This window comes from Microbacterium sp. LWH10-1.2, from assembly GCF_038397765.1.
Taxonomy (GTDB): Bacteria; Actinomycetota; Actinomycetes; order Actinomycetales; family Microbacteriaceae; genus Microbacterium; species Microbacterium natoriense.
Map to the genome: position 1 here is coordinate 1,379,338 of NZ_CP151638.1, position 23,832 is coordinate 1,403,169.

21 protein-coding genes are annotated in these 23,832 nt (G+C 69.0%); 8 read left to right on the forward strand and 13 right to left on the reverse strand.

Annotated elements, in window-relative coordinates:
• Positions 1–9: 9 nt before the first annotated feature.
• Positions 10–1,950 carry a 1-deoxy-D-xylulose-5-phosphate synthase gene (gene dxs, locus MRBLWH10_RS06555; RefSeq protein WP_341942075.1) on the forward strand — a complete coding sequence of 647 codons (1,941 nt, stop codon included), beginning with the start codon at positions 10–12 and terminating at the stop codon, positions 1,948–1,950.
• Between the two features lie 582 nt (positions 1,951–2,532).
• On the opposite strand, the gene MRBLWH10_RS06560 is transcribed toward dxs, so the two are convergent.
• The 5 genes from MRBLWH10_RS06560 to MRBLWH10_RS06580 all read right to left on the reverse strand — a co-directional run bounded on the left by MRBLWH10_RS06560 (position 2,533) and on the right by MRBLWH10_RS06580 (position 6,684).
• Positions 2,533–3,003, reverse strand: coding sequence for a hypothetical protein (locus MRBLWH10_RS06560; protein ID WP_341942076.1), 471 nt, complete (start codon positions 3,001–3,003; stop codon positions 2,533–2,535).
• Positions 3,004–3,104: 101 nt separating this feature from the next.
• Complete coding sequence (locus tag MRBLWH10_RS06565; protein WP_341942077.1) at positions 3,105–3,779, reverse strand: TetR family transcriptional regulator; 675 nt, start codon at positions 3,777–3,779, stop codon at positions 3,105–3,107.
• 45 nt (positions 3,780–3,824) lie between these two features.
• Complete coding sequence (locus MRBLWH10_RS06570) at positions 3,825–4,520, reverse strand: SPFH domain-containing protein (RefSeq protein WP_105673076.1); 696 nt, start codon at positions 4,518–4,520, stop codon at positions 3,825–3,827.
• A 140-nt stretch (positions 4,521–4,660) separates the two neighbouring features.
• Positions 4,661–6,109, reverse strand: a complete 1,449-nt coding sequence (locus tag MRBLWH10_RS06575; RefSeq protein WP_341942078.1) for a glycerol-3-phosphate dehydrogenase/oxidase — start codon at positions 6,107–6,109, stop codon at positions 4,661–4,663.
• Positions 6,106–6,684, reverse strand: a complete 579-nt coding sequence (locus MRBLWH10_RS06580; RefSeq protein ID WP_341942079.1) for a helix-turn-helix domain-containing protein — start codon at positions 6,682–6,684, stop codon at positions 6,106–6,108. Before MRBLWH10_RS06580 ends, MRBLWH10_RS06575 begins: the two co-directional genes overlap by 4 nt.
• 20 nt (positions 6,685–6,704) lie before the next feature.
• Between MRBLWH10_RS06580 and MRBLWH10_RS06585 the strand changes: the two genes are divergently transcribed.
• Genes MRBLWH10_RS06585 through MRBLWH10_RS06595 form a run of 3 tightly spaced genes read left to right on the forward strand, consistent with a single transcriptional unit; the run spans position 6,705 to position 10,849 of the window.
• Entirely contained in the window at positions 6,705–8,327 is a 1,623-nt protein-coding gene (locus MRBLWH10_RS06585; protein WP_341942080.1) for an FAD-binding oxidoreductase, read from the forward strand.
• Between the two features lies 1 nt (position 8,328).
• Entirely contained in the window at positions 8,329–9,234 is a 906-nt protein-coding gene (locus MRBLWH10_RS06590) for a diacylglycerol kinase (RefSeq protein WP_341942081.1), read from the forward strand.
• Complete coding sequence (locus MRBLWH10_RS06595) at positions 9,227–10,849, forward strand: GMC family oxidoreductase (RefSeq protein WP_341942082.1); 1,623 nt, start codon at positions 9,227–9,229, stop codon at positions 10,847–10,849. The genes MRBLWH10_RS06590 and MRBLWH10_RS06595 overlap by 8 nt, the downstream gene beginning before the upstream one ends.
• A 142-nt stretch (positions 10,850–10,991) precedes the next feature.
• Here the strand turns inward: MRBLWH10_RS06595 and MRBLWH10_RS06600 are convergent, their stop codons facing one another.
• From MRBLWH10_RS06600 to MRBLWH10_RS06615, 4 genes are all read right to left on the reverse strand, one after another.
• Positions 10,992–13,136, reverse strand: a complete 2,145-nt coding sequence (locus MRBLWH10_RS06600; RefSeq protein ID WP_341942083.1) for a 3-hydroxyacyl-CoA dehydrogenase NAD-binding domain-containing protein — start codon at positions 13,134–13,136, stop codon at positions 10,992–10,994.
• Between the two features lie 6 nt (positions 13,137–13,142).
• Positions 13,143–14,348, reverse strand: coding sequence for a thiolase family protein (locus tag MRBLWH10_RS06605; protein WP_341942084.1), 1,206 nt, complete (start codon positions 14,346–14,348; stop codon positions 13,143–13,145).
• Between the two features lie 73 nt (positions 14,349–14,421).
• Positions 14,422–15,615: a ribonuclease D gene (locus MRBLWH10_RS06610; RefSeq protein ID WP_341942085.1), complete on the reverse strand. Its 1,194-nt coding sequence runs from the start codon at positions 15,613–15,615 to the stop codon at positions 14,422–14,424.
• A complete protein-coding gene (locus tag MRBLWH10_RS06615; RefSeq protein ID WP_223586378.1) occupies positions 15,608–16,189 on the reverse strand; it encodes a DUF3000 domain-containing protein in 582 nt (193 codons plus the stop codon). Before MRBLWH10_RS06615 ends, MRBLWH10_RS06610 begins: the two co-directional genes overlap by 8 nt.
• A 25-nt stretch (positions 16,190–16,214) precedes the next feature.
• Here MRBLWH10_RS06615 and MRBLWH10_RS06620 point away from each other — a divergent pair, with 25 nt between their 5' ends.
• Entirely contained in the window at positions 16,215–17,369 is a 1,155-nt protein-coding gene (locus MRBLWH10_RS06620) for an alpha/beta fold hydrolase (protein WP_341942086.1), read from the forward strand.
• Here the strand turns inward: MRBLWH10_RS06620 and MRBLWH10_RS06625 are convergent.
• Both MRBLWH10_RS06625 and MRBLWH10_RS06630 read right to left on the reverse strand, forming a co-directional pair.
• Positions 17,353–17,784 carry a SufE family protein gene (locus MRBLWH10_RS06625; RefSeq protein WP_341942087.1) on the reverse strand — a complete coding sequence of 144 codons (432 nt, stop codon included), beginning with the start codon at positions 17,782–17,784 and terminating at the stop codon, positions 17,353–17,355. The two genes, MRBLWH10_RS06620 and MRBLWH10_RS06625, sit on opposite strands and share 17 nt — an antisense overlap.
• A gap of 19 nt (positions 17,785–17,803) precedes the next feature.
• On the reverse strand, positions 17,804–18,697 hold the full coding sequence (locus MRBLWH10_RS06630; RefSeq protein WP_341942088.1) for a sulfurtransferase: 894 nt from the start codon (positions 18,695–18,697) through the stop codon (positions 17,804–17,806).
• 130 nt (positions 18,698–18,827) lie between these two features.
• Here MRBLWH10_RS06630 and zapE point away from each other — a divergent pair, with 130 nt between their 5' ends.
• The 3 genes from zapE to MRBLWH10_RS06645 all read left to right on the forward strand — a co-directional run bounded on the left by zapE (position 18,828) and on the right by MRBLWH10_RS06645 (position 21,933).
• Positions 18,828–19,868, forward strand: coding sequence for a cell division protein ZapE (gene zapE, locus MRBLWH10_RS06635; protein ID WP_105673088.1), 1,041 nt, complete (start codon positions 18,828–18,830; stop codon positions 19,866–19,868).
• Between the two features lie 124 nt (positions 19,869–19,992).
• Positions 19,993–21,231: an ammonium transporter gene (locus MRBLWH10_RS06640; protein WP_341942089.1), complete on the forward strand. Its 1,239-nt coding sequence runs from the start codon at positions 19,993–19,995 to the stop codon at positions 21,229–21,231.
• Between the two features lie 108 nt (positions 21,232–21,339).
• Positions 21,340–21,933 carry a type II toxin-antitoxin system PemK/MazF family toxin gene (locus MRBLWH10_RS06645; protein WP_341942090.1) on the forward strand — a complete coding sequence of 198 codons (594 nt, stop codon included), beginning with the start codon at positions 21,340–21,342 and terminating at the stop codon, positions 21,931–21,933.
• On the opposite strand, the gene MRBLWH10_RS06650 is transcribed toward MRBLWH10_RS06645, so the two are convergent.
• Entirely contained in the window at positions 21,899–23,059 is a 1,161-nt protein-coding gene (locus MRBLWH10_RS06650; protein ID WP_105673091.1) for a DUF1611 domain-containing protein, read from the reverse strand. The two genes, MRBLWH10_RS06645 and MRBLWH10_RS06650, sit on opposite strands and share 35 nt — an antisense overlap.
• A gap of 131 nt (positions 23,060–23,190) precedes the next feature.
• Positions 23,191–23,832, reverse strand: a complete 642-nt coding sequence (locus MRBLWH10_RS06655) for a Pr6Pr family membrane protein (protein WP_341942091.1) — start codon at positions 23,830–23,832, stop codon at positions 23,191–23,193.

The window sequence follows — 23,832 nt, forward strand, 5'->3', positions numbered from 1 at the left end:
GAGGCGCAGATGCCCATTCTTCCGAGCATCTCAGGACCCCGAGATCTGGACGCCCTGTCCACCGAGCAGCTGATCGAACTCGCTGCGGAGGTCCGCGACTTCCTCGTGGAGAACGTGTCCCGCACGGGCGGTCACCTGGGTCCGAACCTGGGTGTCGTCGAGCTCACGATCGCACTGCACCGGGTCTTCTCCTCGCCCGACGATCCGTTCATCTTCGACACGGGTCACCAGTCGTACGTCCACAAACTGCTCACTGGGCGGCAGGACTTCTCCGATCTGCGGGTCCGCGGCGGTCTCGCAGGGTACCCGCAGCGCAGCGAGAGCCCGCACGATGTCGTCGAGTCGTCTCATGCGTCGAGCTCGCTGAGCTGGGCCGACGGCGTCTCTCGTGCTCTCACCGCGACCGGTCGCGCCGACCGCCACGTGGTCGCCGTGGTCGGCGACGGCGCCCTCACGGGCGGCATGACGTGGGAGGCGCTGAACAACATCTCCGACGACAACGACCGCAACCTCGTGATCGTCGTGAACGACAACGGGCGCTCCTACGCGCCGACCATCGGCGGAATGTCCCGCTACCTCAACCGCGTGCGCACCGCGGCGGCGTACAAGGACCTGCACCGCAAGTCCGACCGCCTGTTCCGCGCCTTCGGGCCGGTCGGTCGCGCGGTGTTCCGCGGCGTGCGCGGCGGAACGCACGGGTTCCTCTCCCGCTTCACGAACAACGAAGCGCTCTACTCGAACCTCGACATCAAGTACCTCGGCCCGGTCGACGGACACGATCTGCCGGCGCTGCTGGAGACGCTCGAGCTCGCGAAGTCGTACGGGGCCCCGGTCATCGTGCACGCGATCACCGAGAAGGGCAGGGGCTACCAGCCGGCGCGTGATGACGAGGCCGACCAGTTCCATGCCGTCGGCAGGATCGATCCGGCGACGGGGGAGACGCTCTCCTCCGGCGGGTTGGGGTGGACCGATGTGTTCTCGAAGGCTCTCGTCGATGTGGGCGAGCGCCGAAGCGACGTCATCGCCATGACCGCCGCGATGCTGCGCCCCACGGGCCTCGCGCCGTTCGCCGAGCGCTTCCCCGATCGCGTGTACGACGTCGGCATCGCCGAACAGCACGCGGTGGCATCCGCCGCGGGTCTCGCCTACGGCGGCCTGCACCCGGTGGTCGCCGTGTACGCGACCTTCATGGGGCGCGCATTCGATCAGGTCCTGATGGACGTCGCTCTCCACCGCGCGGGCGTCACGTTCGTACTGGACCGCGCAGGCGTCACCGGACCCGATGGGCCCAGCCACCACGGCATGTGGGATCTCGCGATGCTGCAGATCGTCCCGCACATCCGCATCGCTGCTCCCCGCGATGCCGCGCGCCTCACAGAGGCGCTGGAGGAGGCGGTCCTCGTCGACGACGCCCCCACGGTCATCCGTTTCCCGAAGGGTGAGGTCGCCCCCGACCTCCCCGCGCTCGAGCGTCTCGACGACGGCGTCGACGTGCTCGCGAGGGGCGAATCGGAAGACGTCCTCATCGTCGGCATCGGCCCGTTCGCCGCGCTCGCGATGGACGTCGCCGCACGCCTCAGGGCGCAGGGCATCGGGGCCACCGTCATCGATCCGCGCTGGGCGATCCCCGTGCAGCCCTCCGTCATCGAGCTGGCCGCGCATCACCGTCTCGTGATCACGCTGGAGGACGGCATCCGCGTGGGCGGGATCGGCACCCGCGTGCGTCAGGTGCTGCGCGAGGCCGGGATCGACACGGCCGTCGACGAGCTGGGGCTTCCCGACGAGTTCATCGATCACGCCTCGCGCGAGCAGGTCCTGGCGGATGCCGGCCTCACCGCGCCGAAGATCGCCCAGGACGTCGTCGCACAGGTGCTCGGCACGCGTATCCCCGTCGCCCGCAACGCCGGTGAGACCGGAGCGATCGACCTTCCGCTGCACGAACGGCACTGATCCCCGGCGAGGAAGCGCTCCCGGGCGCACCGCCCTCGGTGTGGGGTCGCCCTGTGCGGTGCTCCGTTCGACGTCGATCCGCGAGCAGGAGCCGGTGAGCGGTGCACCACCAGCCGAGCGGAACCGCGAGTGACGCAGAGACGGCGGGGACGAAGAGTACGTAGTCCCATACTGAGCGAATCGGGGCGAACACCTCACCGCCCCGCAGCAGCGCGATGTATACGAGGCCGATGGCGATGCCGAGCGCGGTGTAGACGACGACGTGCACCCAGAGCCGTCGGCTACGCGACAGAGCGCGCCCGAGAAGTATCGCCAGCATGACCCCCACGGGCATGACGATGAGGGAGATCGTCCCTCCGATCACGAGTGCGCAGAAGGCGGCGAACAGGAACACGTTGATGTTCGAGGGAGACGTCTCGACGCCATCCGTGAGATCGAGGGCTGTACACCAGACGCCGATGCCTATGACGAGGAAGACGAGGAAGATCCACCACACGTCGATGCCACCGCGCAGCGCTTCACGGTCCGTGAACGCCATCGGTCTCGCCTGAGTGCGCGGAGGGATCGCGTCCTTCTTCGCGATCATGGGCGCACCTCGGCGACTGCATCCTGAATGCTCTGCACTCGCGCAGCTTGAGAGCGAGCTCTGCTGTCTTCGAGCAGGGCGCGCCACGCCGTGTACCACCACCCCAGTGGTACCGCGAGCGCCACAAGCACGGCCGGGAACGCGAGCGGTGCGCCGAGTACGCCCACGCTCTGAGGAATCTGCATCAGCAGGAGAACGAGGACGTAGGTCTTGCCGACTCCGACGCCGAGAGCCGTGAAGATCGCCACGTGAACGCGCAGAGATGCCTCGTGGCGCAGCAAGGATCCGAGCCTATGCGCGAGGAGTGTCCCAAGGACCGTCACGAGAGCGGAGACGACGCCGCCGATGATGAGTGCTGCGGCGTCGACGATGAGGACGCTGGGAAGAAGGGTGCCCGGCGAACCCCAGCCGGGGAAGGACGAGTACGCGGCTGCGGTGATCGTCGTGGACAGAAGCAGCATGGTCATGAATATCGCCCATGCGGAGACGGCGCCTCGTACGAGCTCGGCACCAGTGAACGCCATGGGTTCCGCCGGTGTGCGAGGCGAGCGCCGCACCGATTGCGGGGTCATGATCGGACTTCCGCGATCAGTGTCAGAAGCTGCATGGTCGCTCGGTGCAGTCCTGGGACCCGCACGAAGGGCAGCGCGACGCTCAACAGCCGCAGGCCGGCGTCGAGCAGCCGTGTCGTCTGCTCGTGTGACGGAGAGGTGTCGTACGTCCAGCGGAGCACAAGCGCGAGATAGCCCACGAACAGAGCTTCCGGCAGGAGCGCCGCCACGTCAGCTGGAAGGCGGTGCTGTGCGCCGTCGATCGCCTCGCGGAACAGCCCGATCGTGATGGCCCGCGCCTCCGCCGATTCGGCAGAGAGCGGGTTGATCGGCGAGTCCGGGGGGATCATCGCCGTCAGGAATCCTGCAGCGCTGCGCTGGTACGGAGTCAACGTGGACAGCCCGGATTCGAGCACCAGCCGTAGACGATCCACGAGGCCGCGCTCTCCTGAAAGTGCCGCGCGCGCCGCCGTTGCGTGCTCTTCCTGCACGCGCCGGTACAGCTCCTGGACGAGATGATCCTTGGAGGGGAAGTAGTAGTAGGCGTTTCCCGCCGAGACTCCGGCCTTCTCGGCGATCAGCCGCATCGTGGTCTCGGCGTATCCGCGCTCTGTGAACGACTCGACCGCCGCCGCGCTGATCCGCGCCTTCGTACGCGCGCTCTTCGTCATCGGCGCTTCAGTTTCGAACATGTTCAAAACTGTACGCCGCCGTGGCGGAATCCACCAGTGGGCGGTTCAGTTCAAGGCGTGCAGAGCGGCGACAGCCTGGGCGCCGCGGTCTCCGTCGCGCATGGCGGTGGACAGAAGATAGCCGTCGGTGAGCGCGTCGCCTGTGACCATCACGCGGACGAGCTCCACGCCGCAGGCTCGACGGATCTCCTCCGCGCTGGCGGCGATCACCCTCGTGTTGATCTCGTCGTTGTGGGGCAGCTCCGCACCGTCGAGGCCGCGGATCACGTCACGCAGCGCGGCGCCGACGATGTTGGACGCACGTTCCTTGACGTTGACGACGTCGAGCTCGAAGACCCGCATATCTCGTCCGGTCGGTATGGGGCGCCACTCGAACGACGCGTGCACGCGGTGCTGGTGTCCGCCTGCCCCGGTCATCTCGCGCGCGGGGAGATCGGTCGCACGGCAGCGCACGTCGATGAGCTTGTACCAGTAGAACAGCGGGAAGGCGCCGTGCGAACCGGGATCGAGCACGACCACTTCGCCGACGGCTCCACGCCGGTTGGCCGGTCGGCGCTGCGGACGATTGCGGATGATCGGCTTGCCGTTGCGCGTGCGGATGGCGGCCCAGCCCTCGTCGACGGTGACCACGAAGAGCTTGAGGAGAGCCGGGAGGACCAGGAGTGTCGTGAGGATCGCCGTGCCGGTCTTCAGCAGCCCCGACATCCCCTTGCCGCCCAGCATCGTGAAGAGCATGTCCATGACACCACTGTGCCGCGTCGTGTCGCAGCAGATCGCCTCCGGAGCGCGTGCGGCGGGGGAGTTCATGCGCTGTTCGTCGGCCGTTCGCCGGAGTGCCCCGCAGCGGTTACGCCCCGGCCCTGATCGGCCGCCGCGTGGCCTCAACCGAGGTCGGCGAGAGTACGCGCGACCAGCTCCTCGACGGCCGGGAGGCAGCGTTCCCGGTCGGCGTCGACGAGTCCGATCCTGGTCCGCCGATCGAGCACATCGTCGGCCGTCATCGCGCCCTCGCTGCGCACGGCGAACTCGACGTCGGCTCGTGTGAGACCGGTGAGCTCGTCGAGGGGTTCCGCACCGGCGACGGTGCGCTCCACCAGACGCAGCGATGCGGTGCGACTCGACGGGGCGCTCAGCTTTCGTGACGAGACGGCGAGGTCGACGGCATCCTCGGCCATCCGACGGTAGGTGGTCAGCTTGCCGCCCAGAACCGTCACGAACCCGGCATCCGACGCCACGACGAGATGCCGCCGGGAGACGTCGGAGGTGGCGTCCGCACCGCTGTCGACCAGGGGCCTGAGGCCCGCGAATGCTCCGCGCACCTGATCGCGCCGGACGGGCACGGCGAGGACCCGATTGAGAGTGCTCAGGAGGAAGGCGATCTCGGGCTCGGTGGGCTGTGCGACGGTCGGCACCGGCCCTGGCGCATCCTCATCCGTGAGGCCCACGATCACCCGTCCGTGCTGCTGCGGCAGGGCGAACACGTATCGACTGATCGACCCCTCGTGCGGGATCGTGAGCGCCGCCGTGGGGGAGCCGAGGTCAGAGGCATCGAGGACGATGTGCGTGCCACGGCTGGGGCGAACGCTGATCGCGCCGTCGAGGGACCCCGCCCAGACGCCGGTCGCGTTGATGACGGCGTGCGCCTTGATCTCGAGCCGTTCGCCTGACATGGCGTCCTCGGCCGTCGCGCCGTCCCCTCGCAGCTCGATCGCGCGCACGCGGGTCAGGATGCGCGCTCCGAGGCATGCCGCGGTGCGCGCGACCGTGGCGACCAGGCGGGCGTCGTCGACGAGCTGCCCGTCGTACGACAGCATCCCGCCGCGCAGCCCTCGGGGGTCGAGGACGGGAGCCAGGCGATGCGCCGTGCGCGCGGAGACGAGCCTCGGGGTGGGGAGCACGGTGCGCGGTGTGCGGGCGCGCATCCGCAGCAGATCGCCGAGACCCATGCCGACCGCCCCGGCCGCGCGCTGGCGGAGAGTGACCCCCGGACTGAACGGCAGGAGCTGTGCCAAGGGGTGGATCAGATGCGGAGCGATCGTCGTCATCAGCAGGTGCCGTTCGAGAGCGCTCTCCCGGGCCGTCGCCACATCTCCGGTCGCGAGATAGCGCAGTCCGCCGTGCACGAGCTTGGAACTGAACCTGCTCGTGCCGAAGGCGAGATCCTCGGCCTCGATCAGCACGACTCTGAGGCCGCGGGAGGCCGCGTCGAGGGCGGCGCCGACGCCGGTGATGCCGCCGCCGACGACGAGCACGTCCGCGGTGCCGTCGGCCGACCTGGCGAGATCGGTCCTGCGCCGAGCGACGTTGAGAACCCTGGGGTCCGGAGTCATGGCCGGAGCAGTCCGTCGAGCGCCGAGCGCAGTTCGCGCTCCCAGGCGGCGTCGGAGATGAGCTCGGACACGGTGCCGTGCGAGAGAACCGCCGACTGGGCGATGAGGAGCAGCATCACGGCGATCTCCAGAGGCTCACCGTGCCGTACCGTCCCTCCGACCTGTGCGGTGCCGATCGCCGTGGCGAGCCACTGCAGGATCATCCTCTGGCTCGACCCCACGCGCTGCAGCGTGTAGCGCGTGAACGCCTCCGGCTCGTCGGCGAGGAGACGGCCGTAGACGGCGTCGGAACGGAACAGCGCGGTGAATCGCAGGACGTCATTCACCAGATCGGCGCGTGTGCGCGCATGCTCGGGAAACGCGTCCAGGATGCCGCCCACGCGGCGCAGCAGGGCTGCGCGGACGACATCGTCGGCGTCGCTCCAGCTGCGATAGATGGTCGGTCGGCTGAGATCGGCGCGGCGGGCGAGCTCGGCGATCGTCACGCCGTGCACGCCTCTGCGCTCGATCAGCGCATCGGCGGCATCGAGAATACGCACCTGCGTGGCGTCCCACATCACTTGACGTTCTTCCATGATGTGTCACACTGTAACGCATGAGCCCAGAAGATGGCAGGGTCGAGGACGACCCGTCGATGAGATGGAACGGCTGGGGCGACCCGGCGAAGGCGAAGGACCTCCCGCTCGCGGTGCGCACGCTGCTGCCCCTTCTGCTCGGACGCATCCGCAAGCCCGAGCAGGCCGCCGCCCTCGGGGAGGTCGTGCTCGGCTCCTCCGCACTCGACGACGACGATCTCGCCGCCTTTCAGGCAGCGGTGGGGGAGCAGCACGTCGACCGTTCCGACGAGGCGCGCATCCGTCACGCGGGAGGACGCTCCACGCCCGATCTGCTGCGGAGGCGGCGGATCGGTCAGGACGCGCCGGACGCGGTCATCCGACCCGCCGATCACGACGAGGTCAGCGCGTGCCTGCGCGTGGCTGCCGATCGCGGCGTCGCGGTGATCCCGTTCGGCGGAGGCACCAGCGTGGTCGGCGCCCTGGAGCCCGAGCGCGGACGACACCACGCCGTCGTCAGCCTGGACCTGCGCAGGCTCAGCGGGCTCGTCCGGCTCGACGAGGTCAGCGGCGAAGCGGTCCTTGCGGCAGGCACCACCGGTCCCGAGGCGGAGGCGCTGCTCTCCGCTCACGGCCTCGAGCTGGGCCACTTTCCGCAGAGCTTCCGCTACGCCACCATCGGCGGCTTCGCCGCTGCGCGGTCATCCGGTCAGAACTCCGCGGGCAACGGCCGCTTCGACACCATGGTGACCGGCATTCGCGTCGCGACGCCGACCGGAGACATCGCCCTCGGCCGCTCACCTGGTTCTGCCGCCGGGCCCGATCTGATCAGGGTCTTCCTCGGATCGGAGGGCATCTTCGGCGTGATCACCGAGGTGGCCGTGCGCGTGCATCCGATTCCGCGTGATCGCGTCTTCGAGTCGTGGTCCTTCCCCGACTTCCTGAGCGGCGCCGAGGGGCTCCGCCACGTCGCCCAGCACGGGAACGGGCCGACCGTCATCCGCCTCTCCGACGAGGCCGAGACCGCGGTGAGCCTCGCTCAGGTCGGGAAGATCGGGAAGGCGCTCGCGAAGGGCGCCAGCGTCGTCACCGTCTACGAGGGCGACGACATCGCGGAGCGCCGGTCCAGGGTCAGCGCTCTGCTCGCGGCAGCAGGAGGCGTCTCCGCGGGCGAGGGAGCAGCGGAGGAGTGGCTGAAGGGGAGATTCGACGGACCCTACCTGCGCGATTCACTCCTGGACGCCGGCGTCTTCTGCGAGACGCTCGAGACGGCGACGACCTGGTCGAACCTCTCGACGCTGCGATCGGCGGTGGAGGCCGCCCTGAAGGACGGCTTCGCGCAGGCCGGGGCCAAGTCCTACGTCATGTGCCACGTCTCGCACGTCTACCCGACGGGGGCATCGCTGTACTTCACCGTGCTGGCCGGCATCCGCTCCGACCCGCTCGCCGTGTGGGAGCCGGTCAAGGCGAGTGTCAACGACGCCATCCTCGCCGCGGGGGGCACCATCAGCCATCATCATGCGATCGGGCGGGACCACGCCGCGTGGCTGGAGCGCGAGATCGGGTCGACCGGCATCCGCATCCTGTCCGCGATCAAGCGGGAGCTGGATCCCTCGGAGATCATGAACCCGGGCGCTGTGATCCCGATCGAGCGGACGCGCTGACGTGGCCGAGCACATCGCCGTGCTCGCGAACCCGTTCTCGGGCAAGGGCCGAGGCAGGCGGGCGGCGGAAGCGGCGGTCGCGCATCTGCGCGATCGTGGCGCCGACGTGCGGGCGTACGCGGGCGGATCAGCCGCCGACACCCATCGGCTCGCCGCAGCCGCCCTCGCCGACGCCCCGCGGGCGCTCGTCATCGTCGGAGGCGACGGCACGCTGTCGGGGGTGCTCGACGAACTGTGCGCGGCATCCGTTCCCCTCGTGCTCGTCCCGGCGGGGACGGGGAACGACCTCGCACGGGCGCTGGGGCTGCCGCGCGGAGACGCCTCGGCCGCGGCGGAGCTCGCGCTGACCGGGGTACCGCGTCCCATCGACGTGGGCGTCGTCGCCACCAGGGACTCGACGCGTCGGTTCCTGACGATCGCCGCACTCGGGTTCGACGCGAAGGTGAGCGATCGCACGAACCGCCTGCGATGGCCGCACGGCGCCCTGCGCTACTACCTCGCGCTCCTCATCGAGCTCGCGCGTCTGCGTCCGATGGACTTCCGCCTGTCCGTCGACGGCGCCGACCCCGAGCACGCTCCGGGAACGCTGATCGCGGTGGGGAGCACGTCGAGCTACGGCGGGGGGATGCCGGTGTGCGCGGGCGCCATCCCCGATGACGGGCTCCTGGACGTGGTGCAGGTCGCGCCGATCGGTCGGATGAGGTTGCTGCGCCTGTTCCCGCTGTTGCTCCAGGGGCGCCATCTGGATCGTCGAGAGGTGAGGCACCGTCGCGCGAAGACCGTATCGGTGTCCGCTCCTGGACTCGTGGTCTATGCCGACGGTGAGCGGATCGGCGAGGATGAATGCACCATCTCGCTGATTCCGGGCGCGCTCACGATGCTGGTGCCGAGGGAGAGCAATGACTGAGTTCGACGAAGACGTCGTCATCGTGGGGTCCGGGTTCGGAGGCTCCGTCGCCGCACTGCGGCTGGCGGAGAAGGGCTACCGCGTTCGCGTGTACGAGGCCGGCCGCAGGTTCGAGGATGAGGACTTCGCGAAGACCAACTGGAACGTGCGGCGGTACCTGTGGGCGCCGGCGTTCGGATGCTTCGGCGTGCAGCGCATCCATCGGCTGCCGCACGTGATGATCCTGGCCGGCGCCGGGGTCGGCGGCGGGTCGCTCAACTACGCGAACACGCTGTATCAGCCGGGCGCGAGCTTCTTCCAGGATCCGCAGTGGCGCGGCATCGCCGACTGGGAGCGGGAGCTCTCCGCGCACTACGCGACGGCGAAGCGGATGCTCGGCGTCGTCGAGCACTATCCACACACCGGTCCCGTCGAGCGGATCATGGCAGGGGCCGCGGAAGACCTCGGCGTGGGAGACACATTCCGGCGCGCACCCGTCGGCGTCTGGTTCGGGAAGCCGGGGGAGCGCACCCCCGATCCGTTCTTCGACGGGGAGGGGCCAGAGCGCACCGGATGCACGCTCTGCGGGAACTGCATGGTCGGATGCCGGGTCGGCGCGAAGAACACGCTCATGAAGAACTATCTCGCTCTGGCCGAGCGCCGAGGCGTCGCGATCGAGTCGCTGCGGACGGTCATCGACGTGGCTGAGCTGCCCGGCGGAGGGTTCGCCGTCACGACCCAGCGCAGCGGCGCGTGGCTCCGGCGAGGACGGCGGACCGTGACCGCCAGGCAGGTGGTGCTCGCCGCGGGCACGTGGGGGACGCAGCAGCTGCTGCACCGCATGAAGGAGTCGGGCTCGCTGCCGCGGATCTCGGATGCCGTCGGGCGCCTCACCCGGACGAACTCGGAGGCTCTCGACGGAGCGATAGCGACGAAGGTCCCCGAATCGCTGGAACTGGCGCGAGGGGTCGCGATCACCACGTCGTTCCACGTGGACGACCGCACCCACGTCGAGAACGTGCGCTACGGCCCCGGCTCGAACCTCATGGGCGCTCTCGCCACAGCTCTGGTCCCCGGCGATCGACGGCTCGGTGCTCGGCTGACGAACCTCGCGGCACAGGTGCTCCGTTCGCCGGTGCGGCAGTTCCGACTCGGCAACCTTCGGCGCTGGAGCGAGCGCGGCATCATCGCTCTCGTCATGCAGACGGCGGACAACTCGCTCACGCTGTCTCTGCGCCGCCGCTTCGGCCGACTGGTGATGACCAGCGAGCAGGGACACGGCGAACCGAACCCGAGCTACCTTCCGCAGGCCCACGCGGCGGCCGCGGCCATCGCCGCACGTGTCGAGCGCGACGGCGGTGAGCCGGCCGAGGCTCGCGGCTCGTGGCCCGAGGTCTTCGGCATCCCGCTCACCGCGCACTTCCTCGGCGGAGCGGTGATCTCGTCGTCGCCGGAGGAGGGCGTCATCGACGCCTACCACCGTGTCTGGGGTCACCCTGGTCTGCACGTCGTCGACGGCTCCGCGGTTCCGGCGAATCCCGGGGTGAATCCTTCGCTCACCATCACCGCCCTCGCCGAGCGGGCTCTGTCGTACTGGCCGCGTGCGGGCGACGACGATGTGAGGCCGGTCCAGTAGGGGAAGGCCACCGCGCGCGTCTCGCGAGGAGCGCGGGATACGCGAAACGCCTCATCCGACGTATGACGTCGGATGAGGCGTTTCGTCTCGCTTCGCTCGCTCAACGACCGGGGATGATCGTCGCTCGCTCGCCGACCGGGAGTCAGCGGGCTTCGACACCCCTGATCTGCGGAGTGTGGAACGACCCGCCGAAGGCGCGCTCCGAGGCCCCTTCGCGGTCGAGGTACGGCGATGCGCCGCCGTCGATGAAGGGCCAGCCCGCACCGAGGATCAGGCACAGATCGATGTCCTCGACCTCGGGCACCACGCCCTCGTCGAGCATGAGCTTGATCTCGGTCGCCAGACCATCCTGAACACGCTGCAGGATCGTCGCTGCGGATGCGGGCGAGTTGCCCACCGCCGGCTTGAGGAGCTTCTCCGCCTGCTTGGTCCAGCCGGTCACGCGACCGCCCTTGTCCTTCTCCACGACGGCATCCAGAGCAGCCAGCTCGTGGAAGTTCTCGTTCGCGTAGAAGCGGTCGGGGAACGCGCGGACCATCGTGTCCTGCACGTGGGCGGCGACCTTCCAACCGACCAGGTCGATCAGCTGGAACGGGCCCATCGGCAGGCCGAGCGGACCGAAGGCCTTCTCGACATCCGCCACGGGGGTGCCCTCGTACACGGCACGAGCTGCCTCGCCCATGACCTTCGCGAGAAGACGGTTCACGACGAATCCGGGGGCGTCGGCGGTGAGCACCGCGTTCTTTCCCAGTCCCTTCGCGACCACGAACGCGGTCGACAGCGCGGCGTCAGACGTCGAGGGCGTCTTCACGATCTCGATCAGCGGCATCACCGCGACCGGGTTGAAGAAGTGGAAGCCCACGAGCCGCTCGGGGTGCGCGAGCTTCGAGCCGATCTCCTCGACGGACAGCGACGACGTGTTGGTCGCGAGGATCGCGTCCCCGGCGATGATCTTCTCGATCTCGCCGAACACCTGCTGCTTGACGCCGACCTCCTCGAACACGGCTTCGATCACGAAGTCGCAGTCCGCGTAGAGGCTCTTGTCGGTGGTGCCGGTGACGAGGCCGCGCAGCTTGTTCGCGGAGTCGGAGTCCAGACGGCCCTTGGCCTCGAGCTTGCCGATCTCCTCGTGGATGTAGGCCACGCCCTTGTCGACGCGGGCCTGGTCGAGGTCGGTGATGAGCACGGGCACCTGGAGCTTGCGCACGAACAGGAGCGCGAACTGGCTGGCCATGAGGCCGGCGCCGATGATGCCGACCTTGGTGACCTTCTTGGCGAGAGCCTTGTCGGGTGCGCCGACGGGGCGCTTGGCGCGCTTCTGCACCAGGTCGAACGCGTACATCGACGCGGCGAACTGGTCGCCGGTCACGAGCTCTGCGAGCGCCTCGTCCTCGCGGGCGAAGCCTTCGGCCTTGGTACCGCTCTTCGCCTTGTCGAGCAGGTCGAGAGCCGCATAGGGCGACTTCGGCACCGTGCCGATCTTCGACTCGAGCATGCCGCGGGCCATCTTGATCGCGATCGGCCACTTGGTGAGCCGCTCGATCTTGCCCGGCTCGTTCTTGCGCTCGACCTTCCTCCCGCCGAGGACCGCATCGGCCCAGGCCAGCGAGTTCTCGAGGTAGTTCGCCGCCGGGAAGATGGCGTCGACCACTCCCAGATCGAAGGCCTGCTGAGGCTTGAGCATCCGGTTCTGCTTGAGCGGGTTCGAGATGACGACCTCGAGGGCGTTCTCGATGCCGATCAGGTTCGGCAGCAGATAGGCGCCGCCCCAGCCGGGGATGATGCCGAGGAACACCTCGGGCAGGGCGATCGCCGCCGCGGAGGCGTCGACGGTCCGGTACGTCGAGTTCAGAGCGATCTCGAGGCCGCCGCCGAGCGCGAGGCCGTTGACGAAGGCGAACGACGGGACGCCGAGCTCGGAGAGCTTGCCGAGCACCTTGTGGCCCAGCTGAGCGATCAGGCGCGCGTTGTCTCGCGACCCGACCTTGCTGATGTCCGACAGATCGGCGCCGGCAGCCAGGATGTACTGCTTGCCGGTGATGCCGACGGCCTGGATCTCACCGGCCGCGGCGCGTGCCTTGAGTCCGTCGAGGGTGGCGCCGAGCTCGGTGAGCGTCGCCGGACCGAGGGTGTTCGGACGTGTGTGGTCGCGCCCGTTGTCGAGGGTGACGAGAGCGAGCACCTTGCCGGAGGCGAGGCGGATGTCGCGCACGGGGGAGTGCGTGATCACCTCGCCCTCGGTGAGAGCCTGGATGGGGGAGAAGTCGATGTCGTCGTAGTTGGTCATCGTGACTTACTTCCTCTTCTTGCCGTTGTAGTGCGGGTTCTCCCAGATGACGGAGCCGCCCTGACCGAGGCCGACGCACATCGCGGTGAGGCCGTAGCGCACGTCAGGACGCTCAGCGAACTGCGCGGCGAGCTGGATCATCAGGCGCACGCCGGATGCAGCGAGCGGGTGACCGAGCGCGATCGCACCGCCCCACTGGTTGACCCGGGGGTCGTCGTCGGCGATCCCGAAGTGGTCGAGCAGGGAGATCACCTGGATGGCGAAGGCCTCGTTGAGCTCGAACAGACCGATGTCGTCGATGGTGAGACCGGCCTTCTTGAGGGCCTTCTCGGTCGACGGGATCGGGCCGATGCCCATGATCTCCGGCTGCACGCCGGCGAAGGCGAACGACACCATGCGCATCTTGGGCGTGAGACCGAACTCCTTGACCGCTCCGCCTCCGGCGAGCAGCGACATCGTCGCGCCGTCGGTGAGGGGAGAGGAGGTGCCGGCGGTGACGCGTCCGTGGGGACGGAACGGGGTCTTGAGGGCGGCGAGGTCCTCCATGGTCGTCTGCGGGCGGCGGCCCTCGTCCTCGGTCGCGAGGCCCCAGGCGCCGTCGGCGTCCTTCGTCGCGACGGACACGAGGTCGGGCTGGATCTTGCCCGCGTCGTAGGCGGCCTGCACCTTGTGCTGGCTGAGCATGCCGAACCGGTCGGAGCGCTCCTTGGTGAGGTGCGGGAAGCGGTCGAAGATGCGCTCCGCCGTCACTCCCATGTTCAGCGCGCCGGGGTCGACCATGCGCTCCGCGACGAATCGGGGGTTCGGGTCGGCGTTGCCGCCGATGGGGTGGTGTCCCATGTGCTCGACGCCGCCGGCGAGGGCGAAGTCGTACATGCCGATGCCGATCGACGCCGCCATCGTGGTGACGCTCGTCATGGCGCCGGCGCACATGCGCTCGACGGCGAGGCCGGGGACCGTCTGCGGAAGGCCGGCGAGGATCGCCACCGAGCGGCCGAGAGTGAGGCCCTGGTCTCCGGTCTGCGAGGTCGCGGCGATCGCGACGTCGTCGATGCGGTCGGCCGGGACGGCCGAGTTCCGCTCCATCAGGCCGATGGTCGCCTTCACGGCGAGGTCATCTGCGCGGGTGTTCCAGTACATGCCCTTTTCGCCGGCGCGCCCGAAGGGGGTGCGCACTCCATCGACGAAGAAGACGTCCGAGATCTCGGCCACTCTGCCTCCAAGTTTGTGCGGTGTCCTCAGTCTAGGAAGGCCGCGGAGGCGGGAGGAATCGGTTGGATCGAACCTACGAAGCGGGTGTGGGGGTCTCGTCGGGCGATTGACCAGCCTCTACAAAGGCGTCGGCGATCTTCTGTGCAGTCTGTGCAATCTGCCACGGGCGCGCTCCCAGCGCGGCGAGCGCTGTGCCGATCTCTTCGACGGTCGTCCCCGGCAGATCCCACGCGACGCGACGGAGGAACTCCGGGGTGAGCAGATTCTCCGTGGGCATGCCGAGCTCCTCGGCGACGGCCTCCACCACGGGGCGTGCGGCCTTGAGCCGGGCGTCCGCCTCGGGATTGCGGTCGGCCCACGCGCGGGGCGGGGGCAGCGTGTCGCTGGGAACGCGCTCGCGCGGCAGCACCTCGGCGGCGCGGCCGTCGACGATCGCCTGCCACCACCTATCGATCTGGGTGCGGCTGGCCCTGCCCTGGAAGTCCTTGGTGCCGGCGAGCGCCGACTTGCTCTGCGGGTTGGCGAGCACGGCGGCCACCAGCGAACGATCGGGCACCAGCCTTCCGGGGGAGACGTCCTGCTCCTGCGCGAAGGCCTCACGCGCCCGCCACAGCTCACGGGCCACCGCGAGGTTGCGCGCACCGCGCACCTGGTGGAGACCGCTCAGCCGACGCCACGGGTCCTCGCGAGGAGGCTTCGGCAGCCGGGTGATCGTGGCGGCGAACTCCTCCGCGGCGAACTCGGTCTTGCCCTGCTCCTCGAGCTCGGCGACCAGCACCTCCTGCACGTCGATGAGGTGGAGGACATCGAGCGCGGCGTACTCCAGCCATGCCGGCGGCAGCGGCCGGGTCGACCAGTCGGATGCCGAGTGCTCCTTCTTCAGGACGATGCCGAGGGTCTCCTCGACGACGGCGGCGAGGCCGACGCGTTCGTGTCCGAGGAGTCGGGACGCCAGCTCGGTGTCGAAGATCGTCGCAGGGACCAGCTCGAGCTCCCGCAGCGACGGCAGATCCTGACTCGCCGCGTGGAACACCCACTCGACGTCGCCGATCGCGGCCTGCAGCGGCGCGAAGTCCCCGATGGCCGGAGGGTCGAAGAGGAAGACCCCCGCGCCCCGGCGGAACACCTGCACGAGGTACGCCCGCTGGGAGTAGCGGAACCCGGATGCCCGCTCCACGTCCACGGCGACGGGACCTGTGCCCTCGGCGAGTGCGGCGCATGCCGCCAGGAACTCCTCGGAATCCGAGATCACGGAGTATTCAGTCACGTGCAGCCTTTCGCGCGCCGATCACGGCGATGCCCTCGGATCCGGGCGGAAGACCCGCCAGCATTCCGACCAGTTCGGCCCATGCCTCGACGTGCGGTCTGAACGGGCCCTCTGGAGTCCAGGACGCCCGCAATTCTATCTGTGCGCCGTCGCCCTCGACGGCGAGCCCGCCGAAACCCTTCGACAGCGTCTTGGTCGAGGTGCCGGATGCAGAGTGGTAGATCGCATCCCTCGAGTCGAGAGCATCCACCAGCCAGGACCAGGCGACGTCCGCGAGCAGCGGGTCCGTGCCGATCTCCGGCTCCAGGGGAGCCTGGGCGAACAGCACGATGCGCCACGGGCCGTCCCACGGCGCCGGAGCATCGGGATCGTGGAGGAGGACGAAGCGCCCGGTGCCGTACACCGAGTCTCCTGTGTCGTCGGGGCGGACGTCCGCGGCGAGCGCGATCGCGAAGGGGGCGAGGCCCTGGGGCGTGGTGATCTCCCGAACGGCGATGTCCGCACGGAAGGCGGTCTCACGCAGTTCGGCCACGGCGGCGTCGAAGAGGGTCCCGTCATCGGGCTGTGCGGTCACGGCAACAGGCTAGAGTCAGGAGGCGATGAAGAGTCTCAGGCACGCCGTTGCGCTCCTTGTCCCCGCACTGCTCGCGCTCGGGGCCGCGGTCGCCCTGCTCGTGTTCGGCACCGCCCGTCGCGTGGTCACCCCGGGCAGGAGGCCGCTGGACACGGTCATCCGCGCTGTCGACACGGGCGCGCAGACGATCGAGCTGCAGCGGACCCTCGACACGGAGCTCCCGGGGCGCTACGGCCTGTTCACGACCGGAACCTACGGCTACGTGAAGCTGGGCGCGGTGCTCAGCGCCGATGCCACGACGGTGCGGCGCAAGCTGCTCACGCAGATCGAGCCGGGCGCCAGGGTCGACCGGGACGCGACGTTCAGCGGCTACTACTACTCGACCCCGAGCGAACTGCACCTGCGCTGGGAGAACGTCCTGATCGGATCCCCCGCCGGTCCGTGCCCTGCGTGGTACTTCCCCGGGGAGTCGTCGACATGGGTGATCCAGGTCCACGGGCGCGGAGCGGTGCGGGCGGAGTGCCTCAGGGCCGTGCCGGTGCTGCACGCCGCAGGGCTCCCGAACCTCGTGGTGTCGTATCGCAACGACGGCGAGGCGCCACGGAGCAGAGCCGGCGCGTATGCGCTGGGTGCTGCGGAGTGGCGCGACGTGGACACGGCGATCTCCTACGCGCTGCGCCACGGCGCCGAGCGCGTCATCCTGATGGGGTGGTCGATGGGCGGAGCGATCTCGCTGCAGACCGCGGTCAACTCGGCGAATCGCAGCAGGATCGCCGGACTCATCCTCGAGTCGCCGGTGGTCGACTGGCGCACCGTCCTGCGGTTCCAGGCGAGGGAGTCCGGGCTCAGGGGTCCGCTGCCGGACATGGCCATGGGTGCCCTCCAGTTCCCGCTCACCGCGCGCTTGAGCGGAGCGGACGACGCCATCTCCTTCGACCGGCTCGACATGGTGGCCAGGGCCGAGGAGCTCGACGTGCCGATCCTCATCCTGCACAGCGACGACGACGGCTTCGTCCCGTCAGACGCTTCCCACGCGCTCCAGCAGGCCCGTCCGGACATCGTGACGATGCCGCGCTTCACGGTGGCGCGGCACACCAAGCTGTGGAACTACGACCAGACGGCGTGGACGGCATCCATCACCGACTGGGTGAGCGGGAACGGCTTCAGCTCTTCTGCCTGACCTGGTTCTTGGCGCGCATCAGCATGCCCGTCATGCCGCCGATGCGCAGCGGGGAGACGAGCTTGGTCAGGCCGATCGACTGCGGATAGTCCTCGGGGATCGAGAGGACCTCGTCGACGGTGAGTCCGGAGATCCCCTGCACCAGGATGCTGGCGAAGCCCCTGGTCGTCGGGGCCTCCGGGGGAGCGGTCGCGTGCATCGTCACGACGCCGTCGTGCACCTCGACGTAGATGTAGACGGGGGACTGGCACTCGGCGACCCGCTCGCACATCTCCGGGTGAGCGGCGACCTCGTCCGACACGGCGGGCAGCTCGTCCGCGAACTCGAGCAGGAGCAGGAGCCGATCGGGCTCCGGGGTCTCCAGAAAGGAATCGCGGATCTCGGCGAGGACGTCGGGGACGGTGCTGGTGGTCATCCCTGACATTCTCGCACCGTCAGAGGGTGCCGGGCTCTGCCCCGGTGACGATCGGCACGCGCACCGCGCTGCCCCATTCGGTCCAGGAGCCGTCGTAGTTGCGGACGTTCTCGAACCCGAGCAGGTGCGTCAGCACGAACCAGGTGTGGCTGGAGCGCTCCCCGATGCGGCAGTACGCGACGACCTGGTCGCCGTCGGCGAGACCCGCGCCCTCGCGGTAGATGGCGTCCAGCTCGGCACGCGGCTTGAAGCCGCCGTCCTCGGCGACCGCCTTGCCCCACGGCACGCTCTGCGCTGTCGGGATGTGGCCGGCGCGAAGGGCGCCCTCCTCGGGATAGGCCGGGGCGGTGGTGCGCTCACCGCTGTACTCCTCGGGGGAGCGCACGTCGATCAGCGGGTTGCCGATGTGGGCGAGCACGTCCTCCTTGTAGGCGCGGATGACGGAGTCGTCGCGCTCGATCACGGGGTACTCGGTCGCGGGGCGGACGGTGGCTTCGCGGGTGATCTCGCGTCCCTCCGCGATCCAGCGGTCGCGGCCGCCGTCGAGGAGGCGCACGTCCTCGTGGCCGAAGAGCGAGAAGACCCACAGCGCGTAGGCCGCCCACCAGTTGTTCTTGTCGCCGTAGATCACGACGGTGTCGTCGCGGGAGATGCCCTTGCTGCTCAGGAGCGTCGCGAAGCCCTCGCCGTCGACGTAGTCGCGGACGACAGGGTCGTTGAGCTCGGTGTGCCAGTCCACCTTCACGGACCCCGGGATGTGGCCCGTCTCGTAGAGCAGCACGTCTTCATCGGACTCGACCACGACGAGTCCCGGCTCGCCGAGGTGCGCGGCGAGCCAGTCGGTGGTGACCAGACGGCCGGGTTCCGCGTACTCGGCGAACTTGGACGAAGACGAATCGAACTCGATGGCCACAGGGATCTCCTCAGACGTTGAGCGGGCGATGACGCAGGTGCGGACGGCGTAGTGTTGAGCCGTCCCTTCGACGATAGATCCCCGCTGCGCCCCCGGCACCGGATTCGTAAGACTTCGACACAGGAAAACGATGACTGACACCACCACCGCCACGGGCGTCGTGCACCTGACCGAGCGCCAGCCGACCGTCACCGGTCCTGAGATGCTCGCGAGCCTGGTGCCCCCGCCCCAGTTCGATGGAGCGACGTTCGACAGCTATCGCGCGGACGCCGCGTACCCCTCTCAGGAGGAGGCGAAGGAGACCCTGATCCGGTTCGCAGGGCGTGGTGCGCCGGTGAAGCGCGGAGGTCTGTTCAGCCGGGCGAAGAAGGAGCCCGAGATCAAGCCGGGCGTGTACCTCGACGGAGGCTTCGGCGTCGGCAAGACGCACCTCCTCGCCTCGATCTATCACGCGATGCCCGCGCGCAGGAAGTACTTCGGCTCGTTCATCGAGTACACCGCCCTGGTGGGAGCCCTCGGGTACAAGAACACGGTCGATCTGCTGAAGGGCGCCGATCTGCTCTGCATCGACGAGTTCGAACTCGACGACCCCGGCGACACCATGGTGATGACGCGTCTCCTCGGAGAGCTCGTCCCCACCGGTACCAAGCTCGCCGCGACCTCCAACACCCCGCCGAACGCGCTCGGCGAGGGGCGCTTCGCCGCCCAGGATTTCCTGAGGGAGATCCACGCCATGTCCGACAGCTTCGAGACGCTGCGGATCGACGGCGTCGACTTCCGCCAGCGTGCGCTCGACGGCCATGCCGTCGTGTCGTCCGATGCGGAGTACGCCGACGCCATCGCGAAGGGTGCGACCGGGGGCGCGGCATCCGATGACGCGTTCGGCGACGTGATCTCCCACCTCGCCCGCGTGCACCCCTCGCGGTACATCCGTCTGATCACGGGCCTCGGGCTCGTGGGCCTTCGCGATGTGCGCGTGCTGACCGATCAGTCGGAGGCGCTGCGCTTCGTCGCCTTCGTCGACCGGGTCTACGACGCGCAGATCCCGATCGTGGCCACCGGCGTCAGCCTGGATCAGGTCTTCGCCGAGGAGATGCTCGGCGGCGGCTACCGCAAGAAGTACCTGCGGGCGATCTCGCGTCTGAACGCCCTCACCCACGCCGAACGCTGACCTGCGTAACGCGATGTTCACACGGGCGCTCAGCCTGTAACGTGCGCGCAACAAACTTCACGCATCCCGGAAATCGGGTGTCGCCACACTGAACCTCACAGTTTCCCGAATGTGAGGTTTACACATGGATGCACCCGGCAACATCTCCTGGGCGATCACAGCGACGGCTCTCGTGCTGCTGATGACGCCCGGAGTCGCCTTCTTCTACGGAGGCCTCGTCAAGGCGAAGAGCGTCGTGAGCATGATGATGATGAGCTTCGGCTCGATCGGTCTCGTCGCGGTGCTCTGGATCCTCTTCGGATTCTCGATGAGCGCCGTCGACAGCCCGACCGCCTTCGCCGGCAACCCCTTCGCGGACTTCGGCCTGAGCTCGCTGGCCAGCGGCGAAGGATCCAACGTCGCCCTGCTCGGGGTCGCGTACGGTGCGACCTTCGCGATCATCACGGTCGCACTGATCTCCGGCGCGATCGCCGACCGCGCGAAGTTCGGATCCTGGCTGATCTTCGCCGGCGTGTTCGCGACGGTCGGCTACTTCCCGGTGGCCGCGTGGGTCTGGGGCGGCGGCTGGATCATGAATCTCGGCACCACCCTGTTCGGCGAGGACAGCGGCATCGCCGTCATCGACTACGCCGGTGGAACCGCCGTGCACATCAACGCGGGTGCGGCGGCCCTCGCGCTGGCGATCGTCCTCGGCAAGCGCATCGGCTTCCAGAAGGGCATCCTGAAGCCCCACAACGTCCCGCTGACGCTCCTGGGGGCCGCCCTGCTGTGGTTCGGGTGGTTCGGCTTCAACGCGGGTGCGGAATGGCTCGCTGAGGACATGGGCGGCGTCGGTCTGATCGGCCTCAACACCCTGGGCGCCACCGCGGCGGCGATCCTCGGCTGGATCCTCGTCGAGCGCATCAAGGACGGCAAGGCGACCTCTGTCGGGGCGGCGTCCGGTGCGGTTGCCGGTCTCGTGGCCATCACTCCGGCCTGCGCGAACCTGACGCCGGGGTGGTCGCTGCTGCTCGGCGCCCTGGCCGGCATCCTGTGCGCGCTGGCGGTCGAGCTGAAGTTCCGCCTGGGGTTCGACGACTCGCTCGACGTGGTGGGCATCCACCTCGTCGGCGGCCTGTTCGGCACGCTCTACCTCGGACTCTTCGCGACCGGCACCGGCCTCTTCGTCGGTGGCGACCTCCGTCAGCTGGCGGTGCAGGCGATCGCCGCGGTGGGCGTGCTGCTCTACTCGTTCATCATCTCCTTCGTGATCGGCTTCGCGATCGAGAAGACGATCGGGTTCCGCATCACGAACGAGGACGAGATCGCAGGAGTAGACCTGGTCGTGCACGGCGAGGAGGGGTACGCGCTCGCGGACGCGTGAGCGCCTACAGCATCGTCGTGCGAACGCGGAAGGGCGTCTCGGTTCCCCTGAACCGAGACGCCCTTCCGGCGTGCGCTGACGTGGTGCGGCAGCGGATAGGGTGACCCTGTGGGCAATGGCAACGGCATCCTGACCTCGATCCTCGAGATCCTCCTCAAGGCGGTGGGATCCGGGCGCAGAACGCCCTCCCAGGGCTCTCCGACACGCCCGAGGGCGCGCCTGAAGACGGATTCTGAGCGCACCGGCTCCGCGGATTCCGGGCATGACGTCGAGCCGGGGCAGGCCGCGGGCACCGACACCGTGCGCATCGATCCGGAGCGCATCCGTGACCTGCGGATCTCCTACGCGCCGGCGCGTGACGGCGCTCCGGACGCCGGAGAGGTCATCTGGACGTGGGTGCCCTATGAGGAGAACGACGGCAGGGGCAAGGACCGGCCGGTGCTCGTGATCGGCCGCCAGTCGTCGGACCGCGTGTACGCGGTGCGGATGACCAGCAAGGCGCACGAACGGGACAGGGACTTCCTGTCGATCGGCTCCGGCTCCTGGGACTCGCAGGGCAGGGAATCGTGGGTCGACATCGAGCAGCTGTACAGCGTCCACGAGCGCGGGCTGAGGCGCGAAGCCGCCGTCCTCGACAAGGTCCGTTTCGGCCGGGTCTCCGGCGCCCTCAGCCGGCGTTACGGCTGGCGAGCTGAGGGCTGAGCGCGGGGAAGGCCTGAAGCACCATCTCCACGAGCTCGCTCGCCGGCCTCGTGAGCGGATCGGTGGCGGGGATGCCGAGCTCCCCTTCGATCTCGTCGATCGCTGCGGCGAGCTGGGGAGCGGTGAGATCCTCATGGTTGACCGTGACGCCGATCACGCGGGTGTCGGCGAAAGACTCGATGAGCGCCACCTCGCTCGCGACGGACGGCATCGCGACCATCGGGAAGTCGCCGAGCGTCTTGCGGGCCGGTGCGTGCTGCACGATGACGGCTTCGGGGCGGCTTCCCCGGAGGATGTGCGCCGAGGTCAGGTACGCGGGGTGGCTGAGTGCGCCCTGTCCTTCGACGATGATCACGTCGGGATCCTCGCCTTCGAAGGCCGCGACGACCTGGTTCTCGACCTCGCCCGAGCAGAACTGGGGCACGAGCGCGTCGAGGGCGACTCCATAGCGTCCCCCCTGGATGATCGTGGTCTGGCCGGTGCCGACGAGGACCGCCCGGATGCCGGCATCGGTGAGGGCACGGACGAGGAGCGTCGCGGTGGTCCGCTTGCCGATGGCGCCGTCGGTGCCGAGGATCGCGATCCGAGGGCAGGTCACGTCGAAGATCCGACCGGAGAAGAGGTGGAGGTCCTTCTTGTCGCGCGGGCGGCGCACATCGGTGATGGTGACTCCTGCGGCGATGCTCGCGGAGACGAACTCGGCATCGTCGCCGAGGAACTCGTGCAGACCGCTGACGATGTGCATTCCCCGTGAGATGCCGTCGAGCAGGGCCCGGCGCACCGCGGGGGAGATGAGCCCGTCGGCGGGGGCGACACCGCAGATGAGGTAGTCGGGCACCCGCCCGGCGTTGACGATCGCCTGGGCGAGGTTCGCGAGGATCGGGATGCCGTTGTCCGCGCCGTCGAGGAACGCACCCGTGTCCTGGAACGCGCGTGTGCTGTCGATGACGCTGAGGATCTCGTACTTCTCGGAGTGGCGCACGAGTCCGTTGGCGGTCTTGCCGTCCTGCTCGCCGAACTGTCCCTCGCAGTACACCACGGCCGTCGAACCGGCAGGAAGCGTCGCGGGGAGTGCCCAGTCGAGCGCAGAGGAGTCGATCGGGTCGGAAAGGGAATGGGCGGGCATGGCGCGCTCCTAGGATCACCCAGAGGAGGCGACGGAGAACGAAATGGCTGATGGAGCCCGTTGGTCGACAAGAAGTCTTCCCTGACGTCGGCGAGGTGCCGACCCGGTCACCGTAGCAGTCGAGCCTGGGACTACCCCGCGAACCCGGTCGACGCCGTGGCGACCCCGCGCTGACGACTCATCGTCCAGACCAGTGCAGCCGCGGCGAGGAGGGCGAGCAGCAGGCCTCCGGCGGTGGCCGCGAGTTGTGCGGCGCCCCGTTCGGGAAGGAGGAATCCGTAGGGGACCCATCCGTCTGTCGCGCCGCGGACGAGCGTCACGACGAGCCAGGTCAGCGGATAGGGGAGGACGATCCAGAGCCGCCGCCAGGGCAGCGGCGGCCGATCGCCGACGAGGAGCCAGTCCAGCACCAGCAGCACGGGGAACACGAGGTGGAGCGTGATGCTGACCCACGCGGGAGCGGTTCCCGTACCCGGGACGATGAGGTTGTAGATCAGGGCGACGATGATCATGCAGGTGACGGCCGCGCCGCGCGCCTGCGGCATCCAGTCCGGCACGGTGCGGGTGACTGCCGCCGCAGCCCCGCTCGCGATCAGGATCAGGCCGGTCAGCAGGCTGGTGAGGTTCGTGAAGTAGCCGAAGTAGTCGAACGGATTCGCTCCCTGTGCCGGGATGCCGATCGCATACGTGTAGATCAGGGTGCCGATGACGGCGGCCCCGACGAGCATGCGTGCGATGGCGACGGGGCGAGAGGCGGGGCGGATCTCGGGCAC